Annotated in this window: 22 protein-coding genes; 19 read left to right on the plus strand and 3 right to left on the minus strand. The window is 71.4% G+C overall.

What is annotated here, in order from left to right; translation table 11 throughout:
* Window positions 1-112: 112 nt before the first annotated feature.
* The 3 genes from rplI to rpsF are packed head-to-tail and all read right to left on the minus strand — an operon-like array spanning window position 113 to window position 1,370.
* Entirely contained in the window at window positions 113-718 is a 606-nt protein-coding gene (rplI, locus tag BM064_RS12110; protein ID WP_092860042.1) for a 50S ribosomal protein L9, read from the minus strand.
* A 13-nt stretch (window positions 719-731) separates the two neighbouring features.
* Window positions 732-959: a 30S ribosomal protein S18 gene (rpsR, locus tag BM064_RS12115; RefSeq protein ID WP_092860043.1), complete on the minus strand. Its 228-nt coding sequence runs from the start codon at window positions 957-959 to the stop codon at window positions 732-734.
* 21 nt (window positions 960-980) lie between these two features.
* Complete coding sequence (rpsF, locus tag BM064_RS12120) at window positions 981-1,370, minus strand: 30S ribosomal protein S6 (RefSeq protein ID WP_092860044.1); 390 nt, start codon at window positions 1,368-1,370, stop codon at window positions 981-983.
* A 192-nt stretch (window positions 1,371-1,562) separates the two neighbouring features.
* Here rpsF and fabD point away from each other — a divergent pair, with 192 nt between their 5' ends.
* From fabD to BM064_RS12215, 19 genes are all read left to right on the plus strand, one after another.
* Window positions 1,563-2,516, plus strand: coding sequence for an ACP S-malonyltransferase (gene fabD, locus BM064_RS12125; protein WP_092860045.1), 954 nt, complete (start codon window positions 1,563-1,565; stop codon window positions 2,514-2,516).
* Between the two features lie 5 nt (window positions 2,517-2,521).
* Complete coding sequence (fabG, locus tag BM064_RS12130) at window positions 2,522-3,259, plus strand: 3-oxoacyl-[acyl-carrier-protein] reductase (RefSeq protein WP_092860344.1); 738 nt, start codon at window positions 2,522-2,524, stop codon at window positions 3,257-3,259.
* Window positions 3,260-3,465: 206 nt separating this feature from the next.
* Complete coding sequence (locus tag BM064_RS12135) at window positions 3,466-3,705, plus strand: acyl carrier protein (RefSeq protein WP_092860046.1); 240 nt, start codon at window positions 3,466-3,468, stop codon at window positions 3,703-3,705.
* A gap of 110 nt (window positions 3,706-3,815) precedes the next feature.
* Window positions 3,816-5,078 carry a beta-ketoacyl-ACP synthase II gene (gene fabF / locus BM064_RS12140; RefSeq protein WP_092860345.1) on the plus strand — a complete coding sequence of 421 codons (1,263 nt, stop codon included), beginning with the start codon at window positions 3,816-3,818 and terminating at the stop codon, window positions 5,076-5,078.
* 7 nt (window positions 5,079-5,085) lie between these two features.
* Complete coding sequence (mltG, locus tag BM064_RS12145) at window positions 5,086-6,084, plus strand: endolytic transglycosylase MltG (RefSeq protein ID WP_092860047.1); 999 nt, start codon at window positions 5,086-5,088, stop codon at window positions 6,082-6,084.
* Between the two features lie 162 nt (window positions 6,085-6,246).
* Window positions 6,247-6,588, plus strand: a complete 342-nt coding sequence (locus BM064_RS12150) for a hypothetical protein (RefSeq protein ID WP_092860048.1) — start codon at window positions 6,247-6,249, stop codon at window positions 6,586-6,588.
* A 46-nt stretch (window positions 6,589-6,634) separates the two neighbouring features.
* Window positions 6,635-7,867, plus strand: a complete 1,233-nt coding sequence (locus tag BM064_RS12155) for a DNA-packaging protein (RefSeq protein WP_092860049.1) — start codon at window positions 6,635-6,637, stop codon at window positions 7,865-7,867.
* 44 nt (window positions 7,868-7,911) lie between these two features.
* Window positions 7,912-9,105: a phage portal protein gene (locus tag BM064_RS12160; RefSeq protein WP_092860050.1), complete on the plus strand. Its 1,194-nt coding sequence runs from the start codon at window positions 7,912-7,914 to the stop codon at window positions 9,103-9,105.
* Window positions 9,102-9,359 (plus strand): GTA head formation protein, RCAP_rcc01685 family, encoded by a 258-nt coding sequence (locus BM064_RS12165; RefSeq protein WP_092860051.1) that lies wholly within the window; start codon window positions 9,102-9,104, stop codon window positions 9,357-9,359. Before BM064_RS12160 ends, BM064_RS12165 begins: the two co-directional genes overlap by 4 nt.
* A gap of 12 nt (window positions 9,360-9,371) precedes the next feature.
* Window positions 9,372-9,938 (plus strand): HK97 family phage prohead protease, encoded by a 567-nt coding sequence (locus BM064_RS12170; RefSeq protein ID WP_092860052.1) that lies wholly within the window; start codon window positions 9,372-9,374, stop codon window positions 9,936-9,938.
* Window positions 9,939-9,989: 51 nt separating this feature from the next.
* Complete coding sequence (locus tag BM064_RS12175; protein ID WP_245779135.1) at window positions 9,990-11,153, plus strand: phage major capsid protein; 1,164 nt, start codon at window positions 9,990-9,992, stop codon at window positions 11,151-11,153.
* Window positions 11,154-11,354: 201 nt separating this feature from the next.
* Entirely contained in the window at window positions 11,355-11,645 is a 291-nt protein-coding gene (locus BM064_RS12180) for a phage fiber-tail adaptor protein (RefSeq protein WP_092860054.1), read from the plus strand.
* A gap of 13 nt (window positions 11,646-11,658) precedes the next feature.
* A complete protein-coding gene (locus BM064_RS12185; protein ID WP_092860055.1) occupies window positions 11,659-12,234 on the plus strand; it encodes a head-tail connector protein in 576 nt (191 codons plus the stop codon).
* Entirely contained in the window at window positions 12,231-12,584 is a 354-nt protein-coding gene (locus BM064_RS12190) for a head-tail adaptor protein (protein WP_245779136.1), read from the plus strand. The genes BM064_RS12185 and BM064_RS12190 overlap by 4 nt, the downstream gene beginning before the upstream one ends.
* Entirely contained in the window at window positions 12,581-12,997 is a 417-nt protein-coding gene (locus BM064_RS12195; protein ID WP_092860056.1) for a DUF3168 domain-containing protein, read from the plus strand. Before BM064_RS12190 ends, BM064_RS12195 begins: the two co-directional genes overlap by 4 nt.
* A gap of 21 nt (window positions 12,998-13,018) precedes the next feature.
* Window positions 13,019-13,426: a phage major tail protein, TP901-1 family gene (locus BM064_RS12200; protein WP_092860057.1), complete on the plus strand. Its 408-nt coding sequence runs from the start codon at window positions 13,019-13,021 to the stop codon at window positions 13,424-13,426.
* 1 nt (window position 13,427) lies between these two features.
* Window positions 13,428-13,751 carry a GTA-gp10 family protein gene (locus tag BM064_RS12205; RefSeq protein ID WP_092860058.1) on the plus strand — a complete coding sequence of 108 codons (324 nt, stop codon included), beginning with the start codon at window positions 13,428-13,430 and terminating at the stop codon, window positions 13,749-13,751.
* Window positions 13,752-13,754: 3 nt separating this feature from the next.
* Window positions 13,755-13,952: a rcc01693 family protein gene (locus tag BM064_RS12210; RefSeq protein WP_092860059.1), complete on the plus strand. Its 198-nt coding sequence runs from the start codon at window positions 13,755-13,757 to the stop codon at window positions 13,950-13,952.
* Window positions 13,949-14,611 (plus strand): phage tail tape measure protein, encoded by a 663-nt coding sequence (locus BM064_RS12215; protein ID WP_092860060.1) that lies wholly within the window; start codon window positions 13,949-13,951, stop codon window positions 14,609-14,611. Before BM064_RS12210 ends, BM064_RS12215 begins: the two co-directional genes overlap by 4 nt.
* The last annotated feature ends 7 nt before the right edge of the window (window positions 14,612-14,618 follow it).

Consider the following 14,618-nt stretch of genomic DNA (forward strand, 5'->3'; position numbering starts at 1 on the left):
GGGGGCCGGCGGGCGGCGGGGGCCGGCGAGCGGCGCGGAGGCTGGAACGAGAAGCGCCCGCGGCGGGTCCGCCGCGGGCGCTTCAGGATTCGGCTGCGACCGGATCCGGGTCTCAGAGACGCTCGTCTTCGTCCGAGCCGCGGGGATCGGAGAGCAGGCCCTCGGCCTCCTCGTCGTCCTCGAACAGCTCCTGGATGTCGAACTCGGCGGCCGCTTCCTCTTCGGCGCGGGCCTCCTGGATCGACTTGCCGGTGGCCTGCAGCTCCGCTTCCTCGTTCGAGCGCGCGACGTTGATCGTCACGGTCGCCGAGACCTCCGGGTGGAGGATGATGCGGATGTCGTGCAGGCCGAGCTCCTTGACCGGCTTGTCGAGGTTCACCTGGCGGCGATCCACGGAGAAGCCGTTCTCGGTGGCCGCGTCGGCGACGTCACGCGTGGTGACGGAGCCGTAGAGCGCGCCCATCTCGGAAGCCGAGCGGATGATGACGAACGACTGGCCGTCGAGCTTGGCGGCCACGGTCTCGGCCTCGGCCTTGAGCTCGAGGTTGCGGGCCTCGAGCTGGGCGCGCTGGGCCTCGAACTGGGCCAGGTTGGCCTTCGTCGCCCGCAGGGCCTTGCCCTGGGGGAGAAGGAAGTTGCGGCCGTAGCCGGGCTTCACGGAGACCACGTCTCCCATCTGGCCCAGCTTTTCGACGCGCTCGAGAAGAACCACTTCCATCTGTCAGTGCTCCTCAGTTGATCGCGTAGGGCAGCAGGGCGAGGAAGCGGGACCGCTTGATGGCCTTGGCCAGCTCGCGCTGCTTCTTCGCCGAGACGGCGGTGATGCGGGAGGGGACGATCTTGCCGCGCTCGGAGATGTAGCGCTGCAGGAGCTTCACGTCCTTGTAGTCGATCTTCGGCGCGTTCTCGCCCGAGAACGGGCAGGTCTTGCGACGACGGAAGAAAGGCTTGCGAGCCATGGTTGGTGTCTCCTCTGCCTATCAGTCGCGACGCGGGCCGCGGGGGCCGCGATCCCGGCCGCCACGACCGCCGCGGTCGTCACGGGAATTCTTGGCCTGCAGGACGGCCGACGGGCCTTCCTCGTGCTCCTCGACCTTCACGGTCAGGACGCGCAGGACGTCGTCGTGGAGGCGCATCAGGCGCTCCATCTCCATGACCGCGGCCGAGGGGCTGTCGGTCTTGAGATAGGCGTAGTGGCCCTTGCGGTTCTTGTTGATCTTGTAGGCGAGGGTCCGCACGCCCCAGTATTCGGAGCCCTGGACGTCGCCGCCGTTGTCCTTGAGAACCTGGCCGAAGTGCTCGATCAGCCCCTCGGCCTGCGCGTTGGACAGGTCCTGACGCGCGATGAAGACGTGCTCGTAGAGCGCCATCTGGTCATCCTTATCTTGTCGACGCTTCAAAATGCGGGGGCGAAGCCTTCCGAAGCCCGCATACGAGAGGCGCGACGGCATCCGTTTTCGGAAGGAAGCGCGCGTATCGCCGATTTCGCCGCGGAACGCAAGGCCGGGACGGCGCCGGTTGCGACGCGCAGGCGGGAACGGTAGAGCGGAGCCGAGGCAGCGATGGGAGGATTTCGCGTGCGCGCATTCGTGTTCCCGGGGCAGGGCGCCCAGGCGGTCGGCATGGGCAAGGCCCTGGCCGAGGCCTATCCGGCGGCGGCGGCCGTCTTCGAGGAAGTCGACGACGCCCTGGGCGAGAAGCTGAGCGCGGTGATCTGGGAGGGTCCGGCCGAGACGCTGACCCTGACCACCAACGCCCAGCCGGCGCTGATGGCGACCTCGATCGCCGCGATGCGGGCGCTGGAGGCCGAGGGCGTGACCATCGCCGACGCCGCCTTCGTGGCCGGGCACTCGCTGGGCGAGTATTCGGCCCTGTGCGCCGCGGGCGCGCTGGAGGTGGGCGCGACGGCGAAGCTGCTGCGCCTGCGCGGCGAGGCGATGCAGGCGGCCTGCGCGCCGGGCGTGGGCGCGATGGCGGCCCTGCTGGGCATCGGCCTCGACGGCGCCCGCCAGGCGGCCGCGGAGGCCGCGCAGGGCGAGGTCTGCGAGGCGGCCAACGACAACGAGCCCACGCAGGTGGTGATCTCGGGTCACAAGGCGGCGGTGGAGCGCGCGATCGAGGCGGCCAAGGCGCTCGGCGCGAAGCGGGGCATGCTGCTGCCGGTGAGCGCGCCGTTCCATTGCGCGCTGATGCAGCCCGCCGCCGACAAGATGGCTCAGGCGCTGGCCGAGGTCGCGATCAAGGCGCCGGCGGTGCCGGTGGTCTCGAACGTGAAGGCCGAGGGCGTCTCGGACCCGGACGAGATCCGCAAACTGCTGGTGGCGCAGGTGACCGGCGCGGTGCGCTGGCGCGAGGACATCCTGTGGATGCAGTCCCAGGGCGTGACCGAGCTGGTGGAAATCGGCGCGGGCAAGGTGCTGAGCGGGCTCGCGCGGCGCATCGACAAGGGGCTGGCGGCGAAGGCCGTAAACGGGCCCGAGGACGCGAAGGCCGTGGCGGCCGAGATCAAGGGATGAGCGGCATGTTCGATCTGAGCGGCAAGCGGGCGCTGGTGACCGGCGCCTCGGGCGGCATCGGGGGGGAGATCGCGCGCGCGCTGCACGCGCAGGGCGCGACGGTGGCCCTGTCGGGCACCCGCACCGAGCCGCTGGAGGCGCTGGCCGCCGAGCTGGGCGAGCGGGCGTTCGTGACGCCCTGCAACCTGAGCGACGCCGCCGCCGTCGAGGCGCTGCCCAAGGCCGCGGCCGAGGCGATGGGGGGCGTCGACATCCTGGTGAACAACGCCGGCGTCACCCGCGACCAGCTGTTCATGCGCATGTCGGACGAGGACTTCGAGACCGTCCTGCAGATCAACCTGATGGCGGCCTTCCGTCTCTCGCGCGGGGTGCTGCGCGGGATGATGAAGGCGCGCTGGGGGCGGATCATCTCGGTCACTTCGATCGTGGGCGTGACCGGCAACCCGGGGCAGGGGAACTATGCCGCCTCGAAGGCCGGGCTGATCGGCATGTCCAAGAGCCTGGCGGCAGAGGTCGCGAGCCGGGGCGTCACCGTCAACTGCATCGCGCCCGGCTTCATCGCGACCGCGATGACCGAGAAGCTGCCCGACGCCCAGAAGGAGAAGCTGCTGGCCGGCATCCCCGCGGGTCGCATGGGCACGGCGCAGGAAATCGCCTCGGCGGCGGTGTATCTGGCCTCTTCCGAGGCCGGTTACACGACCGGCGCGACCTTGCATGTCAACGGCGGCATGGCGATGATCTGAGGTCTTGGGGCGGCGGCCCGGAGGCCGCCGGAGGGGGGCGATTCATTGTTGCCACCCCCGGCCGCTATGATATAGCCGCCCCACAAGCGACGGACCGGACCCCCGGCCCGTCGAACAGGTTTCCGGCCCGAGGCGTCCTTGCCGAGGGACGCGATCAAGGGACGACAGGGCCCTCAGACAGGGCCAAGAGGAGTGAGGATTCTCGCATGAGCGACATCGCCGAGCGCGTTAAGAAGATCGTCGTCGAGCACCTGTCCGTCGAAGAGGACAAGGTCACCGAGAGCGCCAGCTTCATCGACGATCTGGGCGCAGACTCGCTCGACACCGTCGAGCTGGTCATGGCCTTCGAGGAAGAGTTCGGGATCGAGATCCCCGACGACGCCGCCGAGACCATCCAGACGGTCGGCGACGCCGTGAAGTTCATCTCCGAGAACGCCGCGAGCTGATCGGATCGCTCCCGGACCGATGACGGTTTCGGGAGCGTCGCTTGCTAAAGGCGCCGGGGCGCGGCTAGGGTCGCGCCCGGAAACTCAAGAATTTACGGATGGAGCAGCGCGTGAGGCGGGTCGTCGTCACCGGCTTGGGCTTGCTGACGCCGCTTGGCTGCGGCGTCGAGGAGACCTGGTCGCGTCTGGTCGCGGGGAAATCCGGCGCCGGAAAGATCAAGTATTTCGATGCCAGCCATCTGCCGGCCCAGGTCGCCTGCGAAATTCCGCTGGGCGACGGCACCGACGGCACGTGGAATCCCGACGACTGGGTGCCCGCGAAGGACCGTCGCAAGGTCGACCGCTTCATCACCTACGCGATGACCGCCGCCGAACAGGCCGTGCGGGACGCCGACTGGATGCCCGAGGACGAGGCCGAGCGGAAGCGCACCGGCGTCCTGATCGGCTCGGGCATCGGCGGCGTCGAGAGCATCGCCGAGGCCGCCATCACGTTGAAGGAAAAGGGTCCGCGCCGGATCTCGCCCTTCTTCATTCCGGGCGCGCTGATCAACCTGTGCTCCGGCCAGGTGTCGATCAAATACGGCTTCAAGGGTCCCAACCACGCGGTGGTGACGGCCTGTTCGACGGGCGCGCACGCCATCGGCGACGCGGCCCGGCTGATCCGCTACGGCGACGCCGACGTGATGATCGCCGGCGGCTCCGAGAGCCCGGTCTGCGAGATCGGGGTCGCGGGCTTCTGCGCCTGCAAGGCGCTCTCCACCGGCTTCAACGACACGCCCGAGAAGGCCTCGCGTCCCTATGACAAGGACCGCGACGGCTTCGTCATGGGCGAGGGCGCGGGGATCGTCGTGCTCGAGGAATACGAGCACGCCAAGGCCCGCGGCGCGAAGATCTACGCCGAGGTGCTGGGCTACGGCCTGTCGGGCGACGCCTATCACATCACCTCGCCGTCGCCGGACGGGGACGGGGGCTTCCGCTCCATGTCCGCGGCGCTGGAGAATGCGGGGCTGACGGCGGCCGATATCGACTACGTCAACGCGCACGGCACCTCGACGCCGCTGGGCGACGAGATCGAGCTGGGCGCGGTGACGCGGCTGCTGGGCGAGCACGCCTCGAAGGTGACGATGAGCTCGACCAAGTCGGCGATCGGCCACCTGCTGGGCGCGGCCGGCGCGGTCGAGGCGATCTTCTGCGCGCTCGCGATCCGCGACCAGGTCGCGCCGCCGACGCTGAACCTCGAGAACCCTTCGGTGGAGACGGCGATCGACCTCGCCCCCGGCGTCGCGCGCAAGCGCGAGATCAGGGTGGCGCTCTCGAATTCGTTCGGGTTCGGCGGCACCAACGCCTCGCTGATCCTCGGGCAGATGGACTGATCGCGGCATGCGCCACGTCGCGGCGAATGCGCTGACGATCTTCATCGTTCTGGGAGTGATCCTCGCGGGGGTCATCGGCTGGGGCGTGAACCAGTGGACCGGCGAGGGCCCCGCGCAGGCGCCGGTCCAGGTGATGGTGCCCTCGGGCGCCAACCTGACCCGGACATCCGAGATCCTGGAAGAGGCGGGCGTCATCTCCGACGCGCGCATCTTCCGGCTGGGCGCGCGCTACGAGAAGCTCGGCTCGCGCATCCAGGCGGGCGAGTTCCTGATGCCGGCGGGCATCTCGATGCACGACGCCATGCAGTGCGTGGTCGACCAGTCCACCTGCGAGCGGGTGACCTACCGGATCACCGTGGTCGAGGGCTCGACCGTGTGGCAGGTGGTCCAGCAGATCGAGGCGATGGACGTGCTGACCGGCGAGATCGCCGAGATGCCGGCCGAGGGCACGCTGGCCCCCGAGACCTACCAGGTGAACCGCGGCGACACGCGCCAGGGGCTGATCGGCAGGATGCAGGCGGCGCAGGCCCGGATCCTGGACGAGGCCTGGGCGAACCGGGCCGAGGACCTTCCGATCTCGAACAAGGCGGAGGCGCTGATCCTCGCCTCGCTGATCGAGAAGGAGACCGGGATCCCGGAGGAGCGCGGGGCGGTGGCCTCGGTCTTCGAGAACCGGCTGAAGCGGCGGATGAAGCTGCAGACCGACCCGGCGGTGATCTATGGCGTGACCGAGGGCAAGGCGCCCCTGGGCCGGGGCCTTCGGCGCAGCGAGCTGGACGCGCCGACGCCGTGGAACACCTACGTCATCCCCGGCCTGCCGGAGACGCCGATCGCCAACCCGGGGCGCGCCTCGATCGAAGCGGCGGTGAACCCGGAGGAGACGGATTTCCTGTATTTCGTCGCCGACGGAACTGGCGGGCACGCATTCGGGCGGACCCTGGCGGAGCACAACCGCAACGTTGCGCGATGGCGGCAGATCGAGCGGCAGCGGAACGGATCGGACTGACCCGAGCGGACGGCGCGCAACCTGGAATTTAGCGATTGACATCGCGGGCGCTCTCAGGTAGAAAGAGAGCACGCTGGGACAAGCAGGCGAAAAGGGCTCCCGACCGATCGGTCGCGGAGCCCTTTTCGTTGCGGGCGGATCAGGGTCGACGAGGGAGACCCGATGAACCGCGATGACCATGCGCCCGACCCCCTGGGCGATCTCCAGACCGCGCACCGGACCTTTCTGCGGCTTCACGGCCTGCTGCTGAGGCGGATCGACCAGTTCGCCCTGGCGATGGAGGAGGCCGGGATCTCGGAGGAGGTCGAGGACGGGGCCCGGGCGAAGAAGATGGCGGAGGAGATCACGCGCCTCCAGTCCGCCATCGCCACCCTGTGCAGATGCGAGGACAAGCTTGTCGCAGACATCGAAAAGCGGGGACGACGCGGCGACGGGGACGTGGACCTCGACGCCGCCAGACGGGAGATCCTGGGCGAGCTGGCTCGCCTCTCTGGACGAGACTGAGCGGCGACGCTTCGTCGAGGGGCTGAGCGACGGGGCGGCGGCGGCGATGCGCTGGACCTTCGAGGTCTGGCGCCTGGCGGGGCACCAGTCGCCGCCGCCGGGGGGCTGGCGGACCTGGGTGATCCTGGGGGGCCGCGGCGCGGGCAAGACCCGCGCCGGGGCCGAATGGGTGCGGTCCCTGGTCGAGGGGGGGACGCCGTTGGCGGCAGGGGCGAGATCGCGCCTGGCCCTCGTCGGCGAAACCTTCGACCAGGTCCGCGAGGTGATGATCGAGGGGCCCTCGGGCATCAGGGCCTGCTCGCCCCCCGATCGACGGCCTGAGTGGGTGGCGACCCGCCGCCTGCTGCGCTGGCCCAACGGGGCGGAGGCGCAGGCCTTCTCGGCCAGCCAGCCGGAGGCGCTGCGCGGCCCCCAGTTCGACGCCGCCTGGTGCGACGAGCTGGCCAAGTGGCGGCGCGGGGCGGCGACCTGGGACAACCTCGGACTGGGGTTGCGGCTGGGGGAGGCGCCGCAGGCGCTGGTGACGACGACGCCCCGCCGCACGCCGCTGCTCAAGCGGCTGCTGGAGGCGGGCGACACCGTGGTGACCCGCGCGCCGACCGAGGCGAACGCGGCGAACCTAGCGCCGGAATTCCTCGCCGCGATGGAGCGGCAGTTCGGCCAGACCGGCTTCGCCCGGCAGGAGCTGGGCGGAGAGCTGCTGGACGACGTGGAGGGCGCGCTGTGGTCGCGCGCCGCTCTGGATGCCGGGCGGGCCGCGAAGGCGCCGCCGCTGGCGCGGATCGTGGTGGCGGTGGACCCCGCCGCGACCTCGGGGGCCTCGGCGGACAGCTGCGGCATGGTCGTGGCGGGGATCTGCGCCGAGGGCGTGGTCTGGGTGCTGGCCGACCTGACGGTGCAGGGGGCGGCTCCGCTGGCCTGGGCCCGAAGGGCGGTCGACGCCTACCACGAATGGCAGGCCGACCGGGTGGTGGCCGAGGTGAACCAGGGCGGCGAGATGGTCGAGGCCCTGATCCGCCAGCTGGACCCGGAGATCGCCTACACGGGGGTGAGCGCGTCGCGCGGGAAACTGGCGCGGGCCGAGCCCGCGGCGATGGCCTACGAGCGCGGCCTGGTCCGGCATGTCGGGAGCTTCCCGCAGCTCGAGGACCAGATGTGCGCCTTCGGCCCGAAGCGCGACCCGCGCGAGGGCAGCCCCGACCGCGTCGACGCCCTGGTCTGGGCGGTGACCGAGCTGCGCAAGGGCGAGGATGCGCGCCCGCGGGTGCGGCGGATCTGAAGCGCCCGGGCGGGGCGTCAGCTGACAAGCAAGGGAGAAGGCCGATGGCTTTCAATTGGTTGCGAAGCGCGGCCGAAACCTCGCCTGCGCGCCAGGCGGCGCCGACCGAGGCCAAGGCCTCGGCCGTGGGCGCGGCGGTGGCCTGGGCCACGACGGGGCGGGCGGCGTGGTCGCCGCGGGATTCGGTGAGCCTGGCGCGCAACGGCTTCGGGCGGAACGTGATCGGCTTCCGCTGCGTGCGGATGGTGGCCGAGGCGGCGGCGGCGGTGCCGATGATCCTCTCGGACGGGGTGCGCCGGCTGGACGTCCACCCCGCCGCCCATCTGCTGGAGCGGCCCAACCCCGGCCAGGTCCGCGCGGCGTTCCTCGAGAGCGTCTATGGCCACCTGCTGCTGTCGGGCGATGCGTTCGTGGAGGCGGCGGGGACGCTGGCCTCGGGCCTGCCGGCGGAGCTTTACGCGCTGCGTCCGGACCGGATGCGGGTGATCCCCGGGGCGGACGGCTGGCCGGAGGCCTACGAGTATGCGGTCGGCGCCAAGAAGGTGCGGTTCGACATGTCGCCCGAGGCGCAGCCGATCCTGCATCTGAAGACCTTCCATCCGCTGGACGATCACTACGGGATGGCGCCGATGGAGGCCGCGATGGCCTCGGTGGACATCCATAATTCGGCCGGAGGGTGGTCGAAGGCGCTGCTGGACAACGCGGCCCGGCCCTCGGGCGCCATCGTCTACCGGGCGGCCGACGGCGGCACGATGACCGAGAGCCAGTATCGCCGCCTGGTCGAGGAGCTGGAGGAGAACCACCAGGGCGCGCGCAACGCCGGGCGGCCGATGCTGCTGGAGGGCGGGCTCGACTGGAAGCCGATGGGGTTCAGCCCCTCGGACATGGAGTTCCTGCAGACCAAGACGGCGGCGGCGCGCGACATCGCCATCGCCTTCGGCGTGCCGCCGATGCTGCTGGGGATCCCGGGCGACGCGACCTATGCGAACTACCAGGAGGCCAACCGCGCCTTCTATCGCCAGACGGTGCTGCCGCTGGTGAGCAAGGTGGCGGCGGGGTTCGCGGCCTGGCTGTCGGCGCAGGCCGGGGAGCCGATCGTGCTGAAGCCCGATCTCGACGCCCTGCCGGCGCTGGCGCCGGAGCGCGAGGCGCTGTGGCGGCGGGTGACCGAGGCCGATTTCCTCAGCGAGGACGAGAAGCGCGCGATGCTGGGGCTTCCCCCGGGCGGCGCGCGATGAACCGGAGCTCTCTGCGGTCCCAGGGCTCGGGGTCCCGATACCTCTACGAGCCGTTCGACAGCGCCCACGCGCGCATCGAAGCGCTGGAGCGGGTGCTGGACGAACGCTGGGCGGCGCTGGAGCTGTCTCTGAAGAAGATCGACGAGACCGTTGATCGGCTTGAGAAACGGCTTTGGGTCGCGGTGTTCGGCGTGGCCACGGCGATGCTGGGGCAGCTGGTCTCGGTCGTGATGGACGGCCGGTTTCATCCCTGAGGGGGGTCCGAGATGACCTACGGATCGAACTCCGCCCGGCAACTGCCTGGGTTGGAGACGAAATTCGTCGCCTTCGACCAGGTGGCGACGGTGGCCGACGACGGGCGGATCGAGGGCTACGCCTCGCTGTTCGGGATCGCGGACGCCTCCGGCGACGTGGTCGAGGAGGGCGCTTTCGAGGCGAGCCTCCGGCGGATGCGGGAGGCGGGACGCTCGGTGAAGCTGTTGTGGCAGCACGATCCGGGCGAGCCGATCGGCGTCTGGGACCTGGTGCGCGAGGACGGCCGGGGGCTGCGCGTCTCGGGCCGGCTGATGACCGAGGTGCGGCGCGGCGCGGAAGCGCTGGCGCTGCTGCGCGCGGGGGCGGTGGACGGCCTGTCCATCGGCTACCGCGCGGTGAAGGCGGGACGGACGCCCCAGGGCGGCCGCTCGTTGCTGGAGGTGGATCTGTGGGAGGTCTCGTTGGTGACCTTCCCGATGCTGCCCGAAGCGCGCGCGTCGGCGGCCGTGGCCGACGGCGACGAGGATGCGTTCGAGGCCGCCCTGGCCGAGGCGCTGAGCGAGGCGCGGGGCCGCTGAAGCGGCGCATCGCGGCGAACCTGACGATCTATGGATGAAGGAATATCCAGGATGAAGGACATGGGCCACGGCCTCGAGGCCAAGTCGGCGGTTGCGGGATTTCTCAAGGAATTCGGCGCCTTCCAGGATGAAGTGAAGGCGCGGATGCGCGCCCAGGACGACCGTCTGGAGCAGATCGACCGCAAGGCGGCCTCGGTCTCCTCGCGGCCTGCCCTGAGCCGGGCGTCGGATGCGGAGGCGCCCCACCGCAAGGCGCTGGCGGCCTACCTGCGCACCGGCGACGACGACGCCCTGCGCGGCGTGCAGGTCGAGCGCAAGGGGCTGTCGACCTCGGTCAACGCCGAGGGCGGCTACCTGGTCGATCCGCAGACCGCGGCGCGCATCCAGGGGGTGCTGACCGGCGCGGGCTCGATCCGCTCGATCGCCAACGTGGTGCAGGTGGAGTCGAACGCCTTCGACGTGCTGGTCGACCACGAGGACTTCGGCCACGGCTGGTCCACCGAGGCCGGCTCGGTCGCCGAGAGCTCGACGCCCACCATCGAGCGCGTCTCGATCCCGCTGCATGAGCTCTCGGCGCTGCCGAAGGCCTCGCAGCGGCTTCTGGACGACAGCGCCTTCGACATCGAGGGCTGGCTGGCCGACCGGATCGCAGACAAGTTCGCCCGCGCCGAGAGCTCGGCCTTCATCATCGGCGACGGCGGCGACCAGCCGACCGGGATCCTCGACTACGCCTCGGTGGCGGAGGGGACCGGCGTCTGGGGGCAGCTCGAGCATGTGGTGACCGGGCAGGCGGGCGACTTCAACGCCCTGAACCCGGCCGACGCGATCGTCGACCTGGTCTACGCGCTGGGCGCCCGCTACCGCGCCAAGGCGAGCTTCGTGATGAACTCGAAGACCGCCGGCGCGGTGCGCAAGATGAAGGACGCGGACGGCCGCTTCCTGTGGTCGGACGGTCTCGCGGCCGGCGAGCCGGCGCGCCTGATGGGCTACCCGGTGCTGATCTGCGAGGACATGCCGGACATCGCCGCGGACAGCCGGTCGATCGCCTTCGGCGACTTCGCGGCCGGCTACACGATCGCCGAGCGTCCCGACCTGCGGGTGCTGCGCGATCCGTTCTCGGCCAAGCCCCACGTGCTGTTCTACGCCACCAAGCGCGTGGGCGGCGACGTGACCGACTTCTCGGCGATCAAGCTGCTGAAGTTCTCGGCTTCCTGAGGCTGACGATCCGCGGCCCGGTTTCCTGACCCGGGCCGCGGGGGCTGCGCCCTTCGGGGCTGGCCGGACGCCTTCGCGTGATACGTCCGCGACCTGCTTCCCCACGTGACCGGGCCTGCGCGAAGGCGTCTCTTCTCCAATGAAATCTGATTGGTCGCGGCTGCGCCTGAGACGGCGTGTGAGCGCGGCGAGGGCGGGATCATGACCGAATACGTGACCAAGGCGCCGGCCGAGGAGCGGCCCTTCGCCGTGCTCTATTCCGATCTCGCCCCGGGCGAGACCGTGACCGAGGACCTGGGCTGGACCGTCGTGCCGGACGAGATGGACGCGCTGGCGCTGGCGGTCGCGAGCTCGACCCAGGCCGGCGCCACGGCGACGGCGGTGCTGACGGGCGGTCGGCCCGGGCATCTCTACCACGTCGCGAACCGGGTGCGGACCAGCGAGGCGCGGGTGTTGAGCCGCAGCGTGCTGGTGCGCGTGACGGCCGGCTGAGGAGGATCCGAGAATGCTGAGCGAACTGGAGCCGGCCCCCTGGGCGCCGATCCCGCTGGCCGAACTGGCGGCTCACCTTCGGCTGCCGGAGGGGATGGAGGAGGAGGAGCGCGGGGCGCTTGACCTCTACGCCCGGGCGGCCGGGGCGGTCGTGGAAGGAATGACCGGCAAGGCGTTGATCGCGCGAAAATTCACCTGGACGGTGACGCGCTGGCGGGACGGGTTCGCCGAGCCGATCCCGGTGGCGCCGGTGTCGTGGATCAACGCGGTGACGCTGCTGGACGCCGACGGGGGCTGGTCGACCGCCGATCCCTCGACCTACGCCCTGGTTCCCGCGGCGCATCGGCCGCGGATCGACGGCGCGCGGGGGCGGGCGCTGCCGGGCGTGCCGACCGGCGGGCGGATCGAGATCGAGCTGACCGCGGGCTACGGGACCAGCTGGAACAAGGTTCCGGTCGACCTGCGGCAGGCGGTGATGTTGCTGGCGGCTCAGTACTATGAGCAGCGCCAGGTCTCGGCCGATCCGGCGCGGGAGGCGCCCTATGGGGTCGAGGCGCTGGTCGCCCGTCACAGGGAGATCCGTCTGTGAGGCCGCACCAGCCCTTCGCGCCGCTGCTGAACCGCAAGCTGGCGCTGGAGGAGGAGATCCGCAGCCCCGATGGGGCGGGCGGATGGCAGCGGACCTGGTCGAAAGTGGCGAGCTTCTGGGCCTCGCTCGAGGCGCGCTCCGCCTCCGAGGGCGAGGAGCGGGGGCGCGAGCGGTCCCGGGTGCGCTGGCGGATCCTGGTGCGGTCGGCGCCGATCGGCTCGGACCTGCGCCCGCGGGCGGACCAGCGGTTCCGCGAGGGCGGGCGGGTGTTCCGGATCACCGGGGTGGCAGAGGCGGACCCCCGTGGACGCTTCCTCGCATGCTGGGCGGAAGAGGAGGCGGTTCAATGACCTATCGCGCGTCCTTCGCCTTGCAGGAGGCGGTCTATGCGGCGCTGACCGGCTCGGCCGCGCTGGCGACGCTGGTGGGCGGCCGGATCTATGACGCGGCGCCACATGCGGATGCCGCGGATGCCGCTGCGGGGGTGTTCGTGACGCTCGGGGACGAGCGGGTTTCGGACTGGTCGGCGCAGGGATTGTCCGGGGCGATCCATGACTTCGAGATCACGGTTCATGGCTCGGACGAAGGCTTCGCGGCGGCGAAGGTCGCGGCGGAGGCGGTGAGCGCGGCGGTTCTCGGGCCGCTTCCGGCGCTGTCGCTGGGCCGGATCGCCACGGCGGATTTCCGGGGCGCCCGGGCGCGCCGCGAGCGGACGGGCGGGCGCGCCATCGAGCTGCGCTTTCGCTTCAGGATCGAGGCATAAACCTAAGAGAGGGCGCGGGAAATGGCGGCTCAGAGCGGTAAGGACCTGCTGCTGAAGGTGGACACCGGAAGCGGCTATACGACGGTGGCGGGGCTGCGCGCCACGCGCATCGCCTTCAATGCGCAGACGGTCGACGTCACGCATATCGGCTCGGCCGGGCGCTGGCGGCAGCTGCTGGCGGGGGCGGGGCTGCGGTCGGCCTCGATCTCCGGTTCGGGGGTGTTCCTGGACGCGGACACCGACGCGACGCTGCGCCAGGCGTTCTTCGACGGCACGGCGCCGGAGTTCCAGGTGGTGGTGCCGGACTTCGGCACGCTGGAGGGGAGCTTCCAGATCACCGCGCTGGAGTATTCGGGCCAGCACGACGGGGAGGCGGTCTACGAGATCTCGCTGGCCTCGGCGGGCGCCGTGAGCTTCGCGGCGGCCTGAGATGGTCAACGCGGCGCGCGGAGAGGCGGAGGTCGTCGTCGAGGGCGAACGGCGCGCGATGCGGCTGACGCTGGGCGCGCTGGCGGAGCTGGAGACGCGGCTGGGCGCGACGGGCCTGCCGGGCCTGATCGCGCGGTTCGAGGGCGGCGAGTTCGGCGCCTCGGACCTGGTGGCGCTGCTGGGCGCGGGGCTGCGGGGCGGGGGCCTTGCGGCCTCGGACGAGCAGGTCGCGTCGATGAGTTTCGAGGGGGGCGCTGGTGGAGCGGCGCGGGCGGCGGCGCGCCTGCTGGCCGCCACTTTCGCCCCCCTGAGCGAGGACGGCTGAGCGATGGACTGGCCGGCGATGATGCGCTTTGGCCTGGGGGTCCTGCGGATGACGCCGCGGGACTTCTGGGAGATGACCCCGCGCGAGTTCCTGGCGGCCTCCGAGCCCTACGTGGGCGAGGGGGCCGCGCCGATGGGGCGCGCGGAGCTGGAGGCGCTGCGGGCGCGGTTCCCTGACGTGACGCGGGAGGCGGACGGATGACCGAGAACCTGGACGGCGATCTCTCGGGCGCACTGCGCGAGTTCGGCGCGGCGGGGGAGGAGGCCCAGGGCCTCGCCCAGGGCGTGGCCGAGGAAATGGCCCGCCTGCGCGGCGAGATGCGCGAGACCTCGCGCGAGGCGCAGGGGCTGGCGGGGGCGATCTCGGGCTCTCTGCGCTCGGCCTTCGACCGGATGATCACCGGGGGGTCTGGCGCGTCGGACGTGATGCGCCGGTTGGGTTCGGACCTGGCGGGGCGGACCTTCGATGCGGCGATCCGGCCGGTGCACGGGGCGCTGAGCTCGGCGCTGACCTCGGGGATCTCGGGGCTGCTGGGGGGGATCTCGCCGTTCGCGGCGGGGGGCGCGTTCTCGGGCGGGCGTCTGCGGGCGTTCGCGGGGGGCGGGGTGGTCGAGGGGCCGACGCTGTTCGGGATGCGCGGCGGCGCGGGGCTGATGGGCGAGGCGGGGCCGGAGGCGATCCTGCCTCTGCAGCGCGGACCCGACGGGCGGCTGGGCGTCGCCGCGGGCGGCGGCGGCGGGCGCTCGGTGAGCGTGACGGTGAACGTCTCGACCCCCGACGTCGCGGGCTTCAGCAAGTCCCGCAGCCAGGTGGCCGCGCAGGTGGCGCGGGCGGTGCAGCTGGGCGTGCGCAACGGGTGACGCCGCC

The sequence above is a fragment of the Albimonas pacifica genome (assembly GCF_900113695.1).
GTDB classification, from domain to species: domain Bacteria; phylum Pseudomonadota; class Alphaproteobacteria; order Rhodobacterales; family Rhodobacteraceae; genus Albimonas; species Albimonas pacifica.

Bases quoted from the DNA above. Each gene is read 5' to 3' on its own strand.
- rplI (WP_092860042.1), bottom strand. From the start codon at position 718: ATGGAAGTGGTTCTTCTCGAGCGCGTCGAAAAGCTGGGCCAGATGGGA.
- rpsR (WP_092860043.1), bottom strand. From the start codon at position 959: ATGGCTCGCAAGCCTTTCTTCCGTCGTCGCAAGACCTGCCCGTTCTCG.
- rpsF (WP_092860044.1), bottom strand. From the start codon at position 1,370: ATGGCGCTCTACGAGCACGTCTTCATCGCGCGTCAGGACCTGTCCAAC.
- fabD (WP_092860045.1), top strand. From the start codon at position 1,563: ATGGGAGGATTTCGCGTGCGCGCATTCGTGTTCCCGGGGCAGGGCGCC.
- fabG (WP_092860344.1), top strand. From the start codon at position 2,522: ATGTTCGATCTGAGCGGCAAGCGGGCGCTGGTGACCGGCGCCTCGGGC.
- BM064_RS12135 (WP_092860046.1), top strand. From the start codon at position 3,466: ATGAGCGACATCGCCGAGCGCGTTAAGAAGATCGTCGTCGAGCACCTG.
- mltG (WP_092860047.1), top strand. From the start codon at position 5,086: ATGCGCCACGTCGCGGCGAATGCGCTGACGATCTTCATCGTTCTGGGA.
- BM064_RS12150 (WP_092860048.1), top strand. From the start codon at position 6,247: ATGAACCGCGATGACCATGCGCCCGACCCCCTGGGCGATCTCCAGACC.
- BM064_RS12155 (WP_092860049.1), top strand. From the start codon at position 6,635: ATGCGCTGGACCTTCGAGGTCTGGCGCCTGGCGGGGCACCAGTCGCCG.
- BM064_RS12160 (WP_092860050.1), top strand. From the start codon at position 7,912: ATGGCTTTCAATTGGTTGCGAAGCGCGGCCGAAACCTCGCCTGCGCGC.
- BM064_RS12165 (WP_092860051.1), top strand. From the start codon at position 9,102: ATGAACCGGAGCTCTCTGCGGTCCCAGGGCTCGGGGTCCCGATACCTC.
- BM064_RS12170 (WP_092860052.1), top strand. From the start codon at position 9,372: ATGACCTACGGATCGAACTCCGCCCGGCAACTGCCTGGGTTGGAGACG.
- BM064_RS12175 (WP_245779135.1), top strand. From the start codon at position 9,990: ATGAAGGACATGGGCCACGGCCTCGAGGCCAAGTCGGCGGTTGCGGGA.
- BM064_RS12180 (WP_092860054.1), top strand. From the start codon at position 11,355: ATGACCGAATACGTGACCAAGGCGCCGGCCGAGGAGCGGCCCTTCGCC.
- BM064_RS12185 (WP_092860055.1), top strand. From the start codon at position 11,659: ATGCTGAGCGAACTGGAGCCGGCCCCCTGGGCGCCGATCCCGCTGGCC.
- BM064_RS12195 (WP_092860056.1), top strand. From the start codon at position 12,581: ATGACCTATCGCGCGTCCTTCGCCTTGCAGGAGGCGGTCTATGCGGCG.
- BM064_RS12200 (WP_092860057.1), top strand. From the start codon at position 13,019: ATGGCGGCTCAGAGCGGTAAGGACCTGCTGCTGAAGGTGGACACCGGA.
- BM064_RS12205 (WP_092860058.1), top strand. From the start codon at position 13,428: ATGGTCAACGCGGCGCGCGGAGAGGCGGAGGTCGTCGTCGAGGGCGAA.
- BM064_RS12210 (WP_092860059.1), top strand. From the start codon at position 13,755: ATGGACTGGCCGGCGATGATGCGCTTTGGCCTGGGGGTCCTGCGGATG.
- BM064_RS12215 (WP_092860060.1), top strand. From the start codon at position 13,949: ATGACCGAGAACCTGGACGGCGATCTCTCGGGCGCACTGCGCGAGTTC.